At 65.7% G+C, this 15,187-nt stretch carries 14 protein-coding genes; 13 read left to right on the forward strand and 1 reads right to left on the reverse strand.

Going from position 1 to position 15,187, the window contains the following annotated elements:
• Window positions 1-57: 57 nt before the first annotated feature.
• Genes K369_RS17740 through K369_RS17770 form a run of 7 tightly spaced genes read left to right on the forward strand, consistent with a single transcriptional unit; the run spans window position 58 to window position 8,814 of the window.
• Window positions 58-1,227, forward strand: coding sequence for an isovaleryl-CoA dehydrogenase (locus K369_RS17740; RefSeq protein ID WP_036292913.1), 1,170 nt, complete (start codon window positions 58-60; stop codon window positions 1,225-1,227).
• A gap of 52 nt (window positions 1,228-1,279) precedes the next feature.
• Entirely contained in the window at window positions 1,280-2,887 is a 1,608-nt protein-coding gene (locus K369_RS17745) for a carboxyl transferase domain-containing protein (RefSeq protein WP_036292915.1), read from the forward strand.
• A 7-nt stretch (window positions 2,888-2,894) separates the two neighbouring features.
• Window positions 2,895-3,695, forward strand: coding sequence for an enoyl-CoA hydratase-related protein (locus tag K369_RS17750; RefSeq protein WP_036292917.1), 801 nt, complete (start codon window positions 2,895-2,897; stop codon window positions 3,693-3,695).
• Entirely contained in the window at window positions 3,685-5,673 is a 1,989-nt protein-coding gene (locus K369_RS17755) for a biotin carboxylase N-terminal domain-containing protein (protein WP_036292919.1), read from the forward strand. The genes K369_RS17750 and K369_RS17755 overlap by 11 nt, the downstream gene beginning before the upstream one ends.
• Window positions 5,670-6,590, forward strand: a complete 921-nt coding sequence (locus K369_RS17760) for a hydroxymethylglutaryl-CoA lyase (protein ID WP_036292921.1) — start codon at window positions 5,670-5,672, stop codon at window positions 6,588-6,590. The genes K369_RS17755 and K369_RS17760 overlap by 4 nt, the downstream gene beginning before the upstream one ends.
• Window positions 6,587-7,636 carry an enoyl-CoA hydratase/isomerase family protein gene (locus K369_RS17765; protein ID WP_036292923.1) on the forward strand — a complete coding sequence of 350 codons (1,050 nt, stop codon included), beginning with the start codon at window positions 6,587-6,589 and terminating at the stop codon, window positions 7,634-7,636. Before K369_RS17760 ends, K369_RS17765 begins: the two co-directional genes overlap by 4 nt.
• Entirely contained in the window at window positions 7,633-8,814 is a 1,182-nt protein-coding gene (locus K369_RS17770) for an acetyl-CoA C-acyltransferase (RefSeq protein ID WP_036292925.1), read from the forward strand. The genes K369_RS17765 and K369_RS17770 overlap by 4 nt, the downstream gene beginning before the upstream one ends.
• A 59-nt stretch (window positions 8,815-8,873) precedes the next feature.
• On the opposite strand, the gene K369_RS17775 is transcribed toward K369_RS17770, so the two are convergent.
• Window positions 8,874-9,995 carry a Glu/Leu/Phe/Val dehydrogenase gene (locus tag K369_RS17775; protein WP_036295669.1) on the reverse strand — a complete coding sequence of 374 codons (1,122 nt, stop codon included), beginning with the start codon at window positions 9,993-9,995 and terminating at the stop codon, window positions 8,874-8,876.
• A gap of 146 nt (window positions 9,996-10,141) precedes the next feature.
• Between K369_RS17775 and pdhA the strand changes: the two genes are divergently transcribed.
• The 6 genes from pdhA to K369_RS17800 all read left to right on the forward strand — a co-directional run bounded on the left by pdhA (window position 10,142) and on the right by K369_RS17800 (window position 15,185).
• Window positions 10,142-11,227, forward strand: a complete 1,086-nt coding sequence (gene pdhA / locus K369_RS17780) for a pyruvate dehydrogenase (acetyl-transferring) E1 component subunit alpha (RefSeq protein WP_036295672.1) — start codon at window positions 10,142-10,144, stop codon at window positions 11,225-11,227.
• A complete protein-coding gene (locus K369_RS17785; RefSeq protein ID WP_036295676.1) occupies window positions 11,220-12,200 on the forward strand; it encodes an alpha-ketoacid dehydrogenase subunit beta in 981 nt (326 codons plus the stop codon). Before pdhA ends, K369_RS17785 begins: the two co-directional genes overlap by 8 nt.
• Window positions 12,197-13,318 (forward strand): dihydrolipoamide acetyltransferase family protein, encoded by a 1,122-nt coding sequence (locus tag K369_RS17790; RefSeq protein ID WP_036292927.1) that lies wholly within the window; start codon window positions 12,197-12,199, stop codon window positions 13,316-13,318. The genes K369_RS17785 and K369_RS17790 overlap by 4 nt, the downstream gene beginning before the upstream one ends.
• Window positions 13,319-13,568: 250 nt before the next feature.
• On the forward strand, window positions 13,569-13,772 hold the full coding sequence (locus tag K369_RS27260; RefSeq protein WP_198033149.1) for a hypothetical protein: 204 nt from the start codon (window positions 13,569-13,571) through the stop codon (window positions 13,770-13,772).
• Between the two features lie 30 nt (window positions 13,773-13,802).
• Window positions 13,803-14,297: a hypothetical protein gene (locus K369_RS27265; protein ID WP_198033150.1), complete on the forward strand. Its 495-nt coding sequence runs from the start codon at window positions 13,803-13,805 to the stop codon at window positions 14,295-14,297.
• 267 nt (window positions 14,298-14,564) lie between these two features.
• Complete coding sequence (locus tag K369_RS17800) at window positions 14,565-15,185, forward strand: response regulator transcription factor (protein WP_018267663.1); 621 nt, start codon at window positions 14,565-14,567, stop codon at window positions 15,183-15,185.
• Window positions 15,186-15,187 lie beyond the last annotated feature (2 nt).

Consider the following 15,187-nt stretch of genomic DNA (forward strand, 5'->3'; position numbering starts at 1 on the left):
GAAACGCGATGCGCCCGCCAAATATAGGCTTTTATCGCGTCCGGAGGCTCGGGACCGATGCGTCACTGGATTCCTTCGCTCGATTTCGCGCTTGGCGAAACCGCCGACATGTTGCGTGATCAGGTCGAATCTTTCGCCGCGCGAGAGATCGCGCCGCGCGCCGCGACGATCGATCGCGAGAATGACTTCCCTTCCGATCTCTGGCCCAAAATGGGCGCGCTCGGTCTGCTCGGCGTGACCGTCGAGGAAGAATATGGCGGCGCCGGGCTCGGCTATCTCGAGCATGTCGTCATTATGGAGGAGCTGAGCCGCGCCTCAGCTTCCGTAGGCCTCTCCTATGGCGCGCATTCCAATCTCTGCGTCAATCAGCTGCGTCGCAACGGCACATCCGAGCAGAAGCGACGCTATTTGCCCAAGCTCGTGTCCGGCGAGCACATAGGCGCCCTCGCCATGTCCGAGCCGGACGCCGGCTCCGATGTGGTCAATATGTCGATGCGCGCAGAAAGGCGCGGCGACCGCTATGTGCTGAATGGCGATAAAATGTGGGTGACGAATGGTCCCAACGCCGATGTCGTCATCGTCTATGGCAAGACGGCACCCGCCGCAGGCGCGCATGGCATTACCGCTTTTATCATAGAGAAGGGTTTCAAAGGCTTCACGCCCGCGCAAAAGCTCGACAAGCTCGGCATGCGCGGCTCCAACACATGCGAATTGCTGTTTAGCGATTGCGAGGTTCCAGAAGAGAATGTGCTCGGCCTGCCGGAGCGCGGCGTGAATGTTCTGATGAGCGGGCTCGACTATGAGCGCGCCGTTCTCGCCGGGGGGCCGATCGGCATCATGCGCGCCTGCATGGATATTGTCGTGCCCTATGTGCATGATCGCAAGCAATTCGGCCAGCCGATCGGCGAGTTCCAGATCATGCAGGCCAAGCTCGCCGATATGTATACGGCGCAAAATGCGGCGCGCGCCTATGTCTATGCCGTCGCGCGCGCCTGCGACCGGGGCCGCACGACGCGCAAGGACGCCGCCGGCGCCATTCTCTTCGCCGCGGAGAGCGCGACGCGAATGGCGCTCGAAGCCATCCAATGCCTCGGCGGCAATGGCTATATCAATGATTATCCAACCGGCCGGCTGCTGCGCGACGCCAAGCTCTATGAGATCGGCGCCGGCACCAGCGAGATTCGTCGCATGCTGATCGGCCGTGAGCTTTACAGCGAAACTGCGTGACGGTCGAGGCGAGCTGCCGCAAGAAAAGAATTGGCCAAGAGAGAATTTGGCAATGACAGTTCTGGAGACGAGCTTGGATACGAGCTCTGCGCAATTCGCGACCAATGCGCGGGCGATGCGCGGCCTCGTCGCCGATCTGCGCGCAACCGCCTCACGCATCGCCGAAGGCGGCGGCGCGGCTGCGCGCGAGAAGCATGTCGCTCGCGGCAAGATGACAGCGCGCGACCGCATAGACGCGCTCATCGATCCCATGTCGCCCTTTCTCGAGATCGGCCAATTCGCCGCCTATGATCTCTATGACGGCGAGGCGCCTTGCGCCGGCGTCATCGCGGGAGTCGGGCGCATTTGCGGCCGCGCCTGCATGATCCTCGCCAATGACGCGACCGTGAAAGGCGGCGTCTATTTTCCGCTGACCGTGAAAAAGCATTTGCGCGCGCAAGAGATCGCCGCGCAGAACCGCCTGCCGTGCCTCTATCTCGTCGATAGCGGCGGCGCCAATCTGCCGCGTCAGGACGAGGTGTTTCCCGATCGCGATCATTTCGGCCGCATTTTCTATAATCAGGCGCAAATGTCCGCCGCGGGCATAGCGCAGATCGCCGTCGTCATGGGCTCTTGCACGGCCGGCGGAGCCTATGTGCCCGCAATGTCGGACGAGTCCATCATCGTACGCGATACCGGCACGATTTTTCTCGCCGGGCCGCCGCTGGTGCGCGCCGCGACAGGCGAGGTCGTGACAGCGGAAGAATTGGGCGGCGCCACAGTACATGCCCGCAGCTCCGGCGTCGTCGATCATTATGCGGAGAATGACGGCCATGCGCTCGGCATCGCGCGCGACATCGTCGCGACGCTCGGCGCGGCGCCGTCGCCGTCACTGCAGAAGCGCGAGGCGCGCGAGCCGCTCTATGATCCGATGGAGATCTATGGTCTGGTTCCGACCGATCGCCGCCGTCAATATGACGCGCGCGAGCTGATCGCGCGGCTCGTCGATGCGAGCGATTTCGACGAGTTCAAGAAGCTCTATGGCGAGACGCTCGTCGCCGGCTTCGCGCATATTTGCGGCTATCGCATCGGCGTGCTCGCGAATAATGGCGTGCTGTTCGGCGAAAGCGCGCTCAAGGGCGCACATTTCATCGAGCTGTGCGCGCAACGCGGGATTCCTCTGCTGTTTCTGCAGAATGTCACCGGCTTCATGGTCGGTCGTGATTATGAGGCGCGCGGCATCGCCAAGGATGGCGCAAAAATGGTGACGGCGGTGGCGACCGCCGCTGTTCCGAAATTCACAGTCATCGTCGGCGGCAGCTTCGGCGCTGGCAATTATGCGATGTGCGGCCGCGCCTATGGTCCGCGCTTCCTGTGGAGCTGGCCCAATGCGCGCATCTCCGTGATGGGCGGAGAGCAGGCGGCCGATGTTCTCTCCCGCGTGCGCGGCGACAGCTACACCGCCAAAGGGCGCGATTGGCCGCAAGCCGACCATGACGCCTATCAAGCGCAAATCCGCGCGCAATATGAGCGGCAAGGCCACCCCTATTATGCGAGCGCGCGTCTTTGGGACGACGGTGTCATCGACCCGGCGGATACGCGCCGCGTGCTTGCGCTCTCTCTCGCCACGGCGTCCAATGCGCCGCTCGAGGCGACGCGATTCGGCCTGTTCCGCATGTGAGGCGCAAATGTCCCTTCTTCGCTCGTCACTCGATTCCCGCGGCGTGGCCACTCTCACGCTCGCACGACCGGAGCGTCGCAATGCGCTGGACCACGCAATGGTCGTCGAGCTCATCGCGGCTCTGGAAAGTGCAGCGAACGATTCGCAGACGCGCATTCTCCTGCTCGCTGGCGACGGCCCCGCCTTTTGCGCCGGCGGCGACATAGAATGGATGAAGCGCGTCGCCGCAGACACGCCGCGCGCCAATGAAGAGGATGCGCTTCTGCTCGCGCGCGCGATGCGCGCGCTCGACACGCTGCCCAAGCCGACGCTCACGCGGATCCATGGCCCGGCCTATGGCGGCGGCGTCGGCCTCGTCGCCTGCTGTGACATCGCCGTCGCGAGCGATGCCGCGAGCTTTTGCTTGAGCGAAGCGAGGATCGGCCTCACGCCCTCGGTGATCGGTCCTTATGTTCAGCGCGCGATCGGCGCGCGCCAGGCGCGACGCTATTTTCTCAGCGCCGAGACGATCTCCGCGACACAGGCGCGCGCGCTCGGCCTCGTTCACGAGATCGCCCCCGCCACAGAGCTGGACGCGCGAGTCGCGCGCATCGTGGATGCGCTGCTCGCCGGCGCGCCCGGCGCGCAAGCCGAGGCGAAAGCCTCCGTGGCGCTCTTTGCCGAACGACCAATCGACGAAGCGCTGATGCGCGAGACGGCGCAGCGGATCTCCGCGCGGCGCGCATCTGCGGAAGGAAAGGAGGGTCTCGCGGCTTTCCTCGAGAAGCGCGCCCCCTATTGGAGACGGGATCGCGACGATGCTTCGTAAGATTCTCATCGCCAATCGGGGCGAGATCGCATGCCGCGTGATCGCGACCGCGCGGCGCATGGGCGTCATCGCGGCCGCCATCTATTCGGACGTCGACGCGCAGGCGCGTCATGTCGCGCTCGCCGACGAAGCCTATCCACTGGGCGCGGCGCCAGCGCGCGAGAGCTATCTCGCAATCGACAAGATCATCGCCGCCGCGCGCCGCGCGGGCGCGCAGGCCGTTCATCCCGGCTATGGCTTTCTCTCCGAGAACGCGGCATTCGCGGAGCGTTGCGCCGAGGCCGACCTCGTCTTCATCGGACCGACGCCGCAAGCCATGCGTCTCATGAGCTCCAAGACGCACGCACGCGCATTGATGGAAAGCGCCGGCGTGCCGATCGTGCCGGGCTTTCACGGCGCGCAAGATATCGAGAGCCTCGCCGCAGCGGCGATACGCATCGGCTTTCCCGTGCTCGTCAAGGCTTCGGCGGGCGGCGGCGGCAAAGGCATGCGCCGCGTCGCGACGCGGGGCGAGCTGCGCGGCGCGATCGAGAGCGCGCGGCGAGAGGCGGCGTCCGCATTCGGCGACGATTCGCTGCTGATCGAGAAGGCGCTCGATGGCGCGCGGCATATAGAAGCGCAGATTTTCGGCGATGCGCATGGCGCCCTCGTCGCTTTCCCAGAACGTGACTGCTCGATCCAACGCCGTCATCAGAAGATCATCGAGGAGACGCCCGCACCGGGCCTTTCGACAGAGCTGAGGTACGCCTTGCGCGAGGCCGCGCTCGCCGCCGGGCGCGCGGTCTCCTATATCGGCGCCGGAACGGTCGAATTTCTCGTGAAGGACGACAGCTTCTACTTTCTCGAGATGAACACGCGGCTGCAGGTGGAGCATCCGATCACCGAAATGATATCGGGCGTCGATCTCGTGGAATGGCAGCTGCGCGTCGCGTCCGGCGAGAAGCTGCCCGCGCGCCGAGACGAGATCGCGCCGCATGGACATTCGATCGAAGCGCGACTCTATGCGGAGACGCCGGCGCGCGATTTTCTGCCTTGTGTCGGCCGGCTCGAGCACTGGCGCACGCCGCGCGAGGATGGCGCTATTCGTGTCGAAACCGGCGTGCGTGAAGGCGATGCGGTAACGCCATTCTACGATCCGCTGCTCGCCAAGATCGTCGCGCATGGCGAAGACCGAGAGACCGCCCGCGCAAAGCTCGCCGCGGCGCTGCGTGATTGCGAGATCGTGGGCGTGGAGACGAATCTGCTGTTGCTGCGCGCAATTCTCGACAGCGAAGCGTATGCCGCGGGCGAGATCGACACGGGATTTCTTCCGCGTCATCTCGAGCTTATCCTCGCGGGATCGGAAGCGCTGGACGAGGACGCCGAAACCCTCGTGCTCGCAGCGGGCGCCGCCGCTCGGCTACGCCGTCTTCGCGCCGAGCGCAATGAGGAGACGCCTTGGGATGCGAGCGACGCTTGGCGCCTGAATGGCGCGGCGCGGCAGAAGCTGCTCGTCCGTTTCCAGGATCGCGACATTCCCTTGACGATCGCGCCCCTGCCCAAGGGCGCCTTCCGCTTGCAAACCCCCAAGTCGCTGCATTTCGTCGCGCTCGAGAGCGACGCAGAACACATGAGCCTGCGCATCGACGGCGTCGCGCGAAAGCTTTCGATCGTCGAGCGCCCAAAAGGCTTCGTCATCATATGGAATGGACGCAACCACGAGCTTTCGCTCGTCGATCCGCTCGCGCCGCCGCGCGCGGAACGCGATGACGAGGCGGCGCTCGCGGCGCCGCTGCCGGCGCGCGTCACCGGACTCTTCGCCAGCGTCGGCGAGAGCGTGAAGAAAGGCGCGCCGCTCGTCATGCTCGAGGCGATGAAGATGGAAATCGCATTGTCGGCGCCGCGAGACGGGCGCATATCGGAGATTCGGACGACGATCGGCGATATGGTGCGGCAGGGCGAGCGGCTGATCGTCTTCGCCGAGGGAGAAGCGGCATGAAGATTCCGCAACGCGTGCGCATCGTCGAGGTCGGCCCGCGCGACGGCCTGCAGAATGAAAGCGCGATGGTTTCAGTGGAGACCAAGGTCACGCTGATCGAGAAGCTGGCCGCGGCGGGGCTGCGCGACATAGAAGCGGGAAGCTTCGTCTCGGCGAATCGCGTTCCGCAAATGGCGGATACCAAGCGCGTGCTCGCACATCTTCGTTTGCCGCCGCATGTTCATCTGTCCGTTCTCATTCCCAATACGCGCGGACTCGAGGAAGCGCTCGCTTGCGGCGTGCGCGGCGTCGCCATTTTCGCCGCGGCGAGCGAGAGCTTTTCGAAAGAAAATATCGGCTGCACAATCACGGAGAGCCTGACGCGTTATGCGCCCGTCGTCGAAGCGGCGGTCGGCGCAGGGCTCGAGGTGCGCGGCTATATTTCCTGCGCGCTCGGCTGTCCCTATGAAGGCGAGGTCGCGCCACGCGCCGTCGCGACGCTGGCCCGCGATCTCGCAGCGCTCGGCTGCCACGAGATTTCACTCGGCGACACGATCGGCGTCGGCGTGCCTTTGCAAGCGCGGCGGCTCGTGGAAGAGGTCGGACGCGACGTTCCCTTGGCGCAGATCGCGGTTCATTTTCATGACAGCTATGGCCAGGCGCTCGCCAATATATTCGCTTGCGTAGAGATGGGCGTCGGCGTCGTCGACGCATCCGTCGCGGGCCTCGGCGGCTGTCCCTTCGCGCCGGGTGCGAGCGGCAATGTCGCAACGGAGGATGTTGTCTATATGCTCGAGCGTTCGGGAATCGAGACGGGCGTCGATCTCGCCGCGCTGATAGATGCAGGCGGTTTCATTTGCGAAAGCCTCGGACGCGAGACGGCGAGCCGCGCCGCGCGCGCATCGCTTCTCCAGCGCGAGAAAAGGCGCCGCGCATGAGCGATATTCTCGTCTCTCGCACGCGCAAGGTCGGGCGCCTGTCGTTGAACCGGCCGAAGGCGCTGAACAGCCTGACGCTGGATATGGTGCGCGATTTTTCCACCGCGCTCGACTCCTTCGGCGCCGATCGGGAGATCGTCGCCGTCGTGGTGACGGGCGAGGGCCAACGCGGCTTTTGCGCCGGCGGCGATATTCGCGCGCTCTATGAGTTGCGCGTCGGCGACCGCAGCCTCTATGAGACGTTCTGGCGCGAGGAATATCGGCTGAACGCGCGCATCGCCGCCTTTCCGAAGTCCTATGTCGCGATGATGGATGGAATCGTCATGGGCGGCGGCGTCGGCCTTTCCGCGCATGGCAATTTTCGTATCGTCACGGAGCGCACGCGTCTCGCTATGCCAGAGACGGCGATCGGCTTTATTCCCGACGTCGGCGGCTCCTGGCTGCTCACGCGCAATGGCGGCGTTGGGCGCTTCATGGCGCTTTCCGGCATGACGGTCGGTCCGCATGACGCGATCTTCGCCGGGCTCGCGGATGTGCTCGTGGATTCGGCCTCGCTGCCAGAGCTGCTCGCCCTTCTGAGCGATATAAGCGAGGCGGAAGAGCTGCGGCCGCTGCTGGCGCGCTTCGCCAAATCATCCGGCCTCGGCGCCTTGTCGCGACACGAGACTTTGCTGCGGCGCGTGACGGCGCATTCGAGCGTCGAGCGCCTCATCGCCGCGCTCGAGACAGAGGGTTCGGAGTTCGCGCGCGAGGCGGCGGCGACGCTCGCCATGCGCTCGCCGACGAGCCTGAAAGTGACGCTGCAGCTGCTGCGCCGCGCGGCGGATGCGGAAAATCTGGAAGCGTGCCTGCGCCAGGAATTTCGCACGGCTTGCAATCTTCTTTCGACGCATGATCTCTTTGAGGGTATTCGCGCCGCCGTCATCGACAAGGATCGCGATCCGCATTGGTCGCCGGCGACGCTCGCGGAAGTGGACGACGCCTCGGTGAAGGCGCTGCTCGATGGCGGCGCGGCGCCGGAGTTCGAATTTCGAGCCTGGACATGAGCGAGAGCTTCGATCCCGTGGTCATCATCGGCGCGGCGCGCACGCCGATCGGCGCGATGCTCGGCGAGCTGAAGAGAGTTTCGGCGCCGGAGCTCGGCGCGGCGGCGATTCGCGCCGCGGTGGCGCGCGCCGACGCGCCGACAGATCAGATCGACGATGTGCTCATGGGCTGCGTGCTGACAGCGGGCCTCGGCCAGGCGCCGGCGCGGCAGGCGTCGCTCGCCGCCGGTCTGCCGGAGGCCGCGGGCTGCGTGACGATCAATAAAATGTGCGGCTCCGGCATGAAGGCGATCCAGCTCGCGCATGACCAACTGCTCGCCGGCAGCTCGCACGCCATCGTCGCCGGCGGCATGGAGAGCATGAGCAATGCGCCCTATCTGCTCGAGCGCGCGCGCGAAGGCTATCGCATGGGGCATAAGAAGCTCCTCGATCATATGTTTCTCGACGGGCTCGAGGACGCCTATGACAAGGGCCGTCTGATGGGCGATTTCGCCGAGGATTGCGCGACGACGCATCAATTCACGCGGCAAATGCAGGATGATTATGCGACGCTCTCGCTCGAGCGCGCGCGGCGTGCGGCGCAGCAGGGCGATTTCGACTGGGAGATCGCGCCGATCGAAGCGCATGACACGACGATCACGCGCGATGAATTGCCGTCGAAAGCGAAGATCGAGGCGATCATGAAATTGAAGCCGGCGTTTCGCGAGGGCGGCACGGTGACGGCGGCCAATTCCAGCGCCATTTCCGACGGCGCCGCGGCGCTGACCTTGATGCGGCGGGAGCGGGCCGAGCGCGCCGGCCTCGCGCCGCTGGCGATCATTCGCGCCCATGCGACCCATGCGGGGCCGCCCAATCTGTTTCCGACGGCGCCGATCTCGGCCATGCGCAAGCTCGCCGAGCGCCTCGGCTGGCCGCTGTCGAGCGTCGATCTCTTCGAGATCAACGAGGCTTTCGCCGTCGTCGTGATGGCGGCGATGCGCGAGCTCGATCTGCCGCGCGAAAAGGTGAATGTGCATGGCGGCGCCTGCGCGCTCGGTCATCCGATCGGCGCCTCGGGCGCGCGCATCGTCGTCACTCTGCTCGCGGCGCTGCGCAAATATGGGCTGCGACGCGGCGTCGCCGCGCTCTGCATCGGCGGCGGCGAGGCGGCGGCGGTGGCGATAGAGACGGTGAATTAGAGTGTTTTCGAGCGAAGTGGGAACCGGTTCGCGTGAAGAAAACACGACAGAATTGAACTCTAGCGCCAGCGCTGCGTCGCCATCATCTTGCGCAGACGCTCCTGCACCAGCGCTGTCGCAGCGTCGCGCAATGAGACGCGCATTGTGGAAGCGCGCGCGATGATCTCTCGCATGTTGCGGGAAATCTTTTCTTCTATCGCCGCGAAAGCGGCCTTCTCGTCGCCGCCGGCATATTCCACGGATGCGCAGATCACGCCGCCGGCGTTGGCGATGAAGTCGGGCGCGCTGACGATTCCACGCTCGAACATGATGCGCTCCGCCTCGGCGGTCGCCGGAATATTGGCGCCCTGCACCACGAGCTTGCATTGCAAGCCGCCGACATTATCGGCGCGCAACACATCCGGCCGCGCGGCGGGGATGAAAATATCGCAAGGCGCGGCGAGCAGCGCATCGGGCGCCAGCGCTTCGCCGCGCGCATGGCTGGCGACGCTGCGGCCTTCGCTGCGGATCTGCGCCAATGCGTCAATGTCGAGTCCGGCCGCGTCATAGATCGCGCCGCGGCGGTCGGAAGCGCCCACCAATATCGCGCCTTTGCGCGCGAGGAATCGCGCGGCGTGCCGACCGACAGCGCCGAAGCCTTCGACGACGACGCGCGCGCCCTCGAGCTTCAGCCCGGCGGATGGCGCGGCCGCCTCCGCGGCTATGGCGACGCCATAGCCTGTCGCGCCGATCTCATCGAGCGGAACGCCGCCGAGCACGGCAGGCAATCCCACGGCGCGGCCGATCTCGTCATGCACATAGGCCATGCAGGTTTCGTTCGTACCCATGTCCGGGCCGGGAATGTAATCGGTCAAGGGCTCGATCGCCTTGGCGAAGGCGCGAATGAGCTGCTCTTTCTCCTGCGGAGGCATCGCAGGATCGCCGAAGATGACGGATTTGCCGCCGCCGTGGCGCAGACCGCAGGCGGCGTTCTTCAACGTCATGGCGCGGGCGAGGCGGAAGCATTCTTCGACGCCGACATCCGGCGCCATGCGCACGCCGCCTATGGCGGGGCCGGCGGCGATATTATCGATGACGACGATCGCCTCGAGGCCGACGCCCGGCGTGCTCACATAGACGATTTTCGCCGGGCCGAATTCGTCGACGAAGGGGAAAGCGTCTGATTTGGACGACGCGGACAGGGACGACGCGGACATGGATCATGAACTGGGCGCGCGCGCGAGCGATTCAAGCGCTCTTCGGCTCACGCAGCAAAAAATTCCCTAGGGCGGATGAAAAGCGCGAGGCGGCGCCTTACGTCACTCTGACGAAGCTCGAGGCAGGCCCGATGACCATTGGCGTCTCCTTCCAGATCGACTTTCTTCGTTTCCTCTCCGCGTCGGGCGAGCTCGACCCGGCGACGCCGCGCGAGGCGATAGACCCCGAGCTTCTGCTCGGCCTCTATCGCGCCATGGCGCGAACGCGCGCCTATGACGGAAAAGCCATCGCTCTGCAGCGCACCGGCAAGCTCGGCACTTTCGCCTCCGCTCTCGGGCAGGAGGCGATCGGCGTCGGCATAGGCGCGGCCATGCGCGGAGAAGATGTGCTCGCGCCGTCTTATCGCGACCATGGCGCGCAATTGCTGCGCGGCATGACGATGGTGGAAAATCTCGTCTATTGGGGCGGAGACGAGCGCGGCAGCGATTACGCCGTTCCGCGCAGCGACTTTCCCATCTGCGTTCCCGTCGGCACGCAAGTGGCGCATGCGGCGGGCGCGGCTTACGCCTTCAAGCTGCGCAATGAGAAACGCGTCGCGGTGACAATCCTCGGCGATGGCGGCGCGTCGACCGGCGATTTCTACTCGGCCTTGAACATGGCCGCCGTCTGGCGCGTTCCGCTCGTCGTCGTCATCAATAATAATCAATGGGCGATCTCGACTCCGCGCGAAATGGAATCGGCGACCGCGACTCTCGCGCAAAAAGCGGTCGCCGCCGGCGTCGAGGGACGTCAGGTCGATGGCAATGATGTGATCGCCATGCGCCATGTCGCGCATGCGGCGATAGAGAAAGCGCGCGACGGCGGCGGGCCGACGCTCATAGAGGCGCTGAGCTATCGGCTCGGCGACCACACGACAGCGGATGACGCCTCGCGCTATCGCGACGTCGAGATCGTGCGGCGCGAGGCGGAGAAGGAGCCGATCGCGCGGCTGCGCAAATATCTCGCGACGCGGGGATTATGGAGCGAGGAGCAGGAGAAGCGCCTCACGAAAGACTGCGCCGATGAGGTGGAGCGCGCGGTCGCCGCCTATCTCGCGACGCCGCCGCAGGCGTTCTCGGCGATGTTCGATCATCTCTTCGCGCAGCTGCCGGAATCGATGCGCGATCAATATGAGGAAGCGCGGCGCTTCGCGCCGGAGGATGGCGGCCATGGCTGAGCTCACTCTCGTCGAGGCCGTCAATCGCGCGCTCGCGCATGCGCTGGAGCATGATCCCGCCGTGCTGCTTCTCGGCGAGGATATCGGCGTCAATGGCGGCGTGTTTCGCGCGACGCTCGGCCTGCAGCAACGCTTCGGCTCGGGGCGCGTTCTCGACACGCCGCTCGCCGAGGCGGCCATCGCCGGCGTCGCCGTCGGCATGGCGGCGATGGGGCTGAAGCCGGTGATGGAGATTCAATTCAGCGGCTTCATCTATCCGGCGCTGGATCAGCTCATCAATCACGCCTCGCGTCTGCGCAATCGCACGCGCGGGCGGCTCAGCTGTCCCATGGTGCTGCGCGCGCCCAATGGCGGCGGCATTCACGCGCCGGAACATCATTCGGAAAGCCCCGAAGCCATGCTCGCGCATACGCCCGGCCTGCGCGTCGTCATTCCCTCTTCGCCGGCCCGCGCCTATGGCCTGCTGCTCGCAGCCATTCGCGATCCCGATCCCGTCGTCTTCCTCGAGCCGACGCGGCTCTATCGCCTCTTCAAGCAGGAGGTGATCGACGATGGCGAGAGCCTGCCGCTCGACACATGCTTCGTCTCGCGCGAGGGACGCGACGTCACGCTGATCGCCTGGGGCGGCATGCTGCATGAGGCGCTCGCCGCCGCCGACAGCCTCGCGAGCGAAGGCGTCGATTGCGAGGTCATCGACATTGCGACGCTGAAGCCGCTCGACGCCGAGACCATTTTGCGCTCGGTGGAGAAGACCGGCCGCTGCGTCATCGTGCAGGAGGCCGCGCGCACCGCGGGCTTCGGCGCGGAGATCGCCGCCGTCATCGCCGAGCGCGGATTGTATTTTCTGCAAGCGCCGGTGCGGCGCGTCACCGGCTATGACGTCGTGATGCCGCTGGCGCGGCTCGAGGGACAATATTTGCCGAGCGTCGCGCGCATCGCCGACGCCGTGCGCAAAACGATGGAGGCGGCATGAGCGTCTTCAAGCTTCCCGATCTCGGCGAAGGCCTGCAAGAGGCCGAGCTGGTGCAATGGCATGTCGCGCCCGGCGAGGAGGTCGCGCTGGATCAGCCGCTCGTCTCCGTGGAGACGGCGAAGGCGGTCGTCGAGATTCCGTCGCCGCAAGCCGGGCGCATCGAAAAGCTGTTCGCACAGGCGGGCGAGATCATTCGCATCGGCGGCCCGCTCATCGCTTTCGCCGGCGACGGCGAAGAGCCGCGCGCGAGAGAGGATAAGGGAACCGTCGTCGGCGCGATGGAAACGAGCGGCCGCGTGCTGCAGGAAGGCGCGGCGCCGCTCGGGCGCAATGGCGCCGGCCTGCGCGCGACGCCGGCGGTGCGCGCGCTGGCGCGGCGGCTCGATGTCGATCTCGCAATGGTGACGCCCTCCGGCGCCGATGGCGTCATCACCGCGAGCGATGTGCAGCGCGTGGCGCGCATATTGTCGGAGGCCGCGCCGCCCGAGCCGCTGCGCGGATTTCGGCGCGCCATGGCGCAGAATATGGCGTTGGCGCAAGCCGAGGTGGCCGCGGCGACAGTGGTGGACGACGCCGACATAGAGGCTTGGGGTCAGGGCGAGGATACGACATTGCGGCTCATTCGCGCGCTCGTCGCGGGCTGCCGCGTCGAGCCGGGACTCAACGCCTGGTTCGAATCCCATGCGCTGGCGCGGCGCGTGCTCGCCGCCATCGATCTCGGCATCGCCGTCGACTCGGCGGAAGGCGGATTATTCGTGCCCGTGCTGCGCAATGTCGCCGAGCGCGATCCTTCCGATCTGCGCGCCGGGCTGAACAAGATGCGCGCCGATATTGAGGCGCGGCGCATTCCGCCGGAGGAATTGCGCGGCGCCACCATCACCCTCTCCAATTTCGGCATGATCGCCGGGCGCTACGCCGCGCCAATCGTGCTGCCGCCGACCGTCGCCATTCTCGGCGCCGGGCGCATTCGCCGCGCGATCGTCGCCGATGACGAAGGCCGCCCCGTCGCGCGGCGCATGCTGCCGCTGAGCCTCACCTTCGACCATCGCGTCGTCACCGGCGGCGAGGCCGCGCGCTTTCTCGGCGCGGTGATCGCCGATCTTAGCCGCGCGGCGTGAAAGAGCGCGGCGGCGCCTTCGCCATATCGTCGGGCAAAACGCATAGAATTTGAATATATTTGTAGTATATTCGATCGATAAATGAATAGAATTTTCTATTATTTCACAGACGATCGTAAAAATCCCGTGTCTCACCCCATGCCGGCCTATATCATAATATATTGATATAGAACGATTTTCGTGACAGCCAGCGGCGCCGATGCGTCGCATAAGTACATGTCCTAATTTTGGAATTGGCCGCTAACAAGTATTGACGGATAGCGCGGCCCGCTGCAATCTCGCCGCCCAGGGAGAATTGGCGCTGATGACGTCCATGGATCAATTTGATCTCCGCACGCAATCGATCAATTTGAGCATTTCTTTCGGCTTCTCGTCTTTGCCGATCCGCTTTGCCCATTCGCCGATAGCCGGGCCTCATTTGCCGCCGGCTGATCGCCCTTCAATCGAACTGTAACGAGTTTGCGTAACGCGTAAGGAGCTTCTCATGATTACCGTGTCGCAATGCGCCGCCCAGACGGGCCTGGCCTCCAACGAGCTGGTTCTCGGCGCCATCCCCTCTTGCGAGCATGACGCGTTGCTCGAGAGCTATCTGCTCAACGGCCATCGTGGGCTCGAGGCCGTGCGCGAGATGATCGTCGCCGATCTGCGCGGCTTTCTCGATCTCGGCGTGACGATCCGCGCCGCCGATCTGCTGATCGTGCTGCGCCTGCTGCTCACCGCCCATCCGGAGGCGGGCCTCGTCCGTCACGCCGAGAGCGAGGCGGCTTTCGAGGCCGCGCTGCTCGGCCATTATGTCGACGCCCGCCGCGGCCGGAACGCCCCTCTGCGCGAGCCGGGCGTGGTGCTGTCCTTCTTTCGCGAGGGGCGCCGGCCCCGACGCCGCGACGCGCAGGGCGAGACACCGGAGTCCCTTTGTGGCGGCGACCCGATCGTCGCCCGCTTCGGCGCGCGGGCGTCCTATCTGCGCGGCGAGCGCTAGAGCTTCCGGCTCCAGAGTCCCGCCGGGTCGTTCCGAACCGAAGGGACTCTGGAAGGCGCGTCCTCGGCCGGATGGACGCGCGTCACGCGGGCGTCACGCGGCTATTGCCAATCGACGCGCCACATAGGATCATCCCGGCCCGACGCGCCTGTCGAGGCGCAAAACGCTCGGGTGGTCGGACCCGTTCTTTATGCAATCGGTAGACTGTTTCGATCTTGGCATTTCCGGCGACCACGCCTTTCGGCCTCGGCCGGGCGGAGCGCGCGCATGAGCGCCGCGGCCATCGTGCATGTCATCGACGATGACGCCGCCGTTCGCGACTCGCTGACGCTTCTTCTGAAAATGGCGGATTTCGACGTTCGCGCCCATGCTTCCGCGCGCGACTTTCTCGCCGGCCTCCGCCCCGGCGATGGCGGCTGCGTCGTCACCGATGTGCGAATGCCGGGCACGAGCGGGCTGGAGCTGCTCGCCGAGATCAAGGCGCGCGGCCTCGATCTGCCGGTGATCGTCATCACCGCCCATGCCGATGTGTCGCTCGCCGTTCAGGCGATGAAAGCGGGCGCCGTCGATCTGCTCGAGAAGCCTTTCGGCGAGGAGACGCTGCTCCGCTCTGTCCGCCAGGCGCTCGGTCTTCGCGGCGCGGGCGATGGCCGCGGCTCGGAGGCGGCAATCGCCCGCGACCGTCTGGCCAGCCTCACGGCGCGGGAGCGCGAGGTGCTGGTGGGCGTGCTCGAGGGCCGCCCCAACAAGATCATCGCCCATGAGCTCGGCATCAGCGTCCGCACAGTGGAGGCGCATCGCGCCCGGCTAATGGTGAAGATGCAGGTGAAGAGCCTCTCCGAGCTGGTGCGCATTTCCGTGCTCGTCCCGCGCGCCGCCTCCTTCTGACC

The organism is Methylosinus sp. PW1, assembly GCF_000745215.1.
Lineage (GTDB): Bacteria > Pseudomonadota > Alphaproteobacteria > Rhizobiales > Beijerinckiaceae > Methylosinus.

Excerpts from the sequence above, each read along its gene's own strand:
- K369_RS17750 (WP_036292917.1), top strand. The coding sequence starts at position 2,895 with ATGTCCCTTCTTCGCTCGTCACTCGATTCCCGCGGCGTGGCCACTCTC.
- K369_RS17790 (WP_036292927.1), top strand. The coding sequence starts at position 12,197 with ATGAGCGTCTTCAAGCTTCCCGATCTCGGCGAAGGCCTGCAAGAGGCC.
- K369_RS17745 (WP_036292915.1), top strand. The coding sequence starts at position 1,280 with ATGACAGTTCTGGAGACGAGCTTGGATACGAGCTCTGCGCAATTCGCG.
- K369_RS17785 (WP_036295676.1), top strand. The coding sequence starts at position 11,220 with ATGGCTGAGCTCACTCTCGTCGAGGCCGTCAATCGCGCGCTCGCGCAT.
- K369_RS17760 (WP_036292921.1), top strand. The coding sequence starts at position 5,670 with ATGAAGATTCCGCAACGCGTGCGCATCGTCGAGGTCGGCCCGCGCGAC.
- pdhA (WP_036295672.1), top strand. The coding sequence starts at position 10,142 with ATGACCATTGGCGTCTCCTTCCAGATCGACTTTCTTCGTTTCCTCTCC.
- K369_RS17800 (WP_018267663.1), top strand. The coding sequence starts at position 14,565 with ATGAGCGCCGCGGCCATCGTGCATGTCATCGACGATGACGCCGCCGTT.
- K369_RS17770 (WP_036292925.1), top strand. The coding sequence starts at position 7,633 with ATGAGCGAGAGCTTCGATCCCGTGGTCATCATCGGCGCGGCGCGCACG.
- K369_RS27265 (WP_198033150.1), top strand. The coding sequence starts at position 13,803 with ATGATTACCGTGTCGCAATGCGCCGCCCAGACGGGCCTGGCCTCCAAC.
- K369_RS17765 (WP_036292923.1), top strand. The coding sequence starts at position 6,587 with ATGAGCGATATTCTCGTCTCTCGCACGCGCAAGGTCGGGCGCCTGTCG.
- K369_RS17740 (WP_036292913.1), top strand. The coding sequence starts at position 58 with ATGCGTCACTGGATTCCTTCGCTCGATTTCGCGCTTGGCGAAACCGCC.
- K369_RS17755 (WP_036292919.1), top strand. The coding sequence starts at position 3,685 with ATGCTTCGTAAGATTCTCATCGCCAATCGGGGCGAGATCGCATGCCGC.